Source organism: Pseudoalteromonas sp. (assembly GCF_041629635.1).
GTDB lineage: Bacteria > Pseudomonadota > Gammaproteobacteria > Enterobacterales > Alteromonadaceae > Pseudoalteromonas.
On the sequence record NZ_JBFKMX010000241.1, the window covers coordinates 1 to 2,848 of the forward strand.

At 41.1% G+C, this 2,848-nt stretch carries 3 protein-coding genes; all 3 read right to left on the reverse strand.

All coding sequences use genetic code 11. The features are described from left to right. Positions 1-169 precede the first annotated feature (169 nt). Complete coding sequence (gene groL / locus ABYD77_RS18585) at positions 170-1,816, reverse strand: chaperonin GroEL (protein ID WP_372771584.1); 1,647 nt, start codon at positions 1,814-1,816, stop codon at positions 170-172. Positions 1,817-1,866: 50 nt separating this feature from the next. After that, a complete protein-coding gene (locus ABYD77_RS18590; protein WP_372771585.1) occupies positions 1,867-2,154 on the reverse strand; it encodes a co-chaperone GroES in 288 nt (95 codons plus the stop codon). Between the two features lie 121 nt (positions 2,155-2,275). Then, positions 2,276-2,779, reverse strand: a complete 504-nt coding sequence (locus ABYD77_RS18595; protein WP_372771586.1) for an FxsA family protein — start codon at positions 2,777-2,779, stop codon at positions 2,276-2,278. Positions 2,780-2,848 lie beyond the last annotated feature (69 nt).

The following is a 2,848-nucleotide window of genomic DNA, read 5'->3' on the forward strand; positions in this document are numbered from 1 at the left end:
CCAAGCAAGCATCAAATTTGTTACTCGCTATATATGTTTGTAATTATTATGTGTCCTAGTGTCTTAATATACGCTTAACAAAATATTTTTCATAAATTTTTTGATAGCAATAAAAAAGCCAGCGCATTGCGCTGGCTTTTTTTACAAGTTGGTAACTTGAGGGTAGCACCTACATCATGCCGCCCATACCACCCATACCGCCCATGCCGCCCATATCTGGTGCTGCTGGTGCATCTTGAGGTACTTCAGCAACCATTGCTTCAGTTGTGATCATAAGACCTGCAATTGATGCAGCAAATTGTAGTGCTGAACGTGTCACTTTTGTTGGGTCAAGAATACCCATTTCTAACATGTCATTGTATTCGCCAGTTGCAGCGTTGTAACCAAAGTTACCTTCACCTGCTTTAACTGCGTTTACAACTACTGATGCTTCATCACCTGCGTTAGAAACGATTTGACGAAGTGGTGCTTCCATTGCACGAAGTGCAACTTTAATACCGTGGTTTTGGTCTTCGTTGTCACCAGTTAGGTTTTCAATCTTGCTAGCAACACGTACTAGAGCAACACCACCACCTGGTACAACACCTTCTTCAACCGCTGCGCGAGTTGCATGTAATGCATCTTCAACGCGGTCTTTCTTCTCTTTCATTTCAACTTCAGTAGCAGCACCTACTTTGATTACTGCAACACCACCAGCTAGTTTAGCTTGGCGCTCTTGAAGTTTTTCTTTGTCGTAGTCAGATGTTGCTTCTTCGATTTGTGCTTTAATTTGGTTAACACGTGCGTCGATTGCACCTTGCTCGCCTACACCATCGATAATTGTTGTGTCATCTTTAGTGATAACTACGCGCTTAGCTGAACCTAAATCTTCAAGCTGTGCTTTTTCTAGGTCAAGACCCACTTCTTCAGAGATTACTGTACCGCCAGTTAGAATTGCGATGTCTTGTAACATTGCTTTACGACGATCACCAAAACCAGGTGCTTTAACCGCTGCAACTTTAACAATACCACGCATGTTGTTAACAACTAATGTTGCTAGCGCTTCGCCTTCTAAATCTTCAGAGATAATTAGTAATGGCTTGCTTGCTTTTGCAACAGCTTCAAGTGTTGGTAATAGCTCACGAATGTTAGATACTTTCTTATCTACAAGTAGAATAAATGGGTTATCTAGCTCAACTACACCTTTCTCAGCGTTGTTGATGAAATATGGTGATAGGTAACCGCGGTCGAACTGCATACCTTCAACTACATCTAGTTCGTTTTCAAGTGCTTGACCGTCTTCAACAGTGATAACACCTGACTCACGACCAACGCGCTCCATTGCATTTGCAATGATGTCGCCAATTTCAGTGTCTGAGTTAGCTGAAATAGTACCAACTTGTGCAATTGCTTTAGTGTCTGCACATGGAACTGAAAGTGCTTTAAGCTCTTCAACAGCTGCTGCAACTGCTTTATCAATACCGCGCTTAAGATCCATTGGGTTCATACCCGCGGCTACTGACTTAAGACCTTCATTAACGATTGATTGTGCAAGTACTGTTGCTGTCGTTGTACCGTCACCCGCTGCATCATTTGCTTTAGATGCAACTTCTTTTACCATTTGGGCACCCATGTTTTCGAACTTGTCTTCAAGCTCGATTTCTTTCGCAACTGATACACCATCTTTAGTGATTACTGGTGAGCCAAATGACTTGTCTAAAACAACGTTACGGCCTTTAGGGCCAAGCGTAACCTTAACTGCATCTGCTAAGATATTTACACCCGCAAGCATTTTAGCGCGAGCATCACCTGCAAAACGTACTTCTTTTGCTGCCATGATTTAACTCCTTAAAATTCTGTTAAAACCGATAATTTAAAAACGAAAAATTAACCAACAATACCTAGGATATTGTCTTCACGCATGATCAAGTATTCTTGACCTTCGATTTTCTCAGTTTTTTCTACGTAAGAGCCGAAAAGAACTGTGTCACCAGCCTTAACTTCTAGTGCACGTACTTCGCCGTTCTCTAACACGCGGCCATTGCCCGCTGCAATAACTTCACCACGTGAAGATTTTTCGGCAGCCGAACCTGTAAGTACGATACCGCCTGCTGATTTAGTTTCTTCTTCAAGACGCTTTACGATAACGCGATCATGTAATGGACGAATGTTCATTATGGTTTTTTCTCCTGATTTAATTTTCTATCTCAGAAATAAGGCCTAATGGCCCAAAAAAGTTAGTTATGCAATTTATGGGGATTAAAAAATAGATCCCAAGGGGTTTATTGCAAATTTTTTAGTCTTTTCGCTCAAACTCACCCTCTAATGTATTAGACGGCTTATCTGAATGAATATGAGTTTCAGTAAATTGCTCACGCTCTGGTGACTGAGTATGGGTGAAAGATGAGTAATAAAAGCCACTACCTTGCTGCGGATTGGTCATTTTCACCTTAGCTTGCGACATTAAGTTAGCTGCAAGACGCTTTCGCACAACTGGGGTTAATAATAGAAAGCCGATTACATCCGTCATAATGCCAGGCGTTAATAACAATACACCGGCAATAATCACACATAATCCGGCAAATAGTTCTTCTGCAGGCATTTGCCCTTGCGCCATTTGTAATTGCACGTTTCTTAACGCATCAGTGCCTTGTTGCTTTACTAATTTAGCACCCACAAAAGCGGTTACAATAACAAGCGCAATGGTGCTCCAGCCACCAATCACTTCACTTACTTGAATAAGTAGGGCTATTTCAACAATAGGGATAACAATAAAAAGAAAAAATAAGGCTTTAAACATAGCGCTTCCTTAATAATAGATGAAATGAATATTGGGGTTTTCAGGTCTTAATTCAAGCTTAGAAAAAAC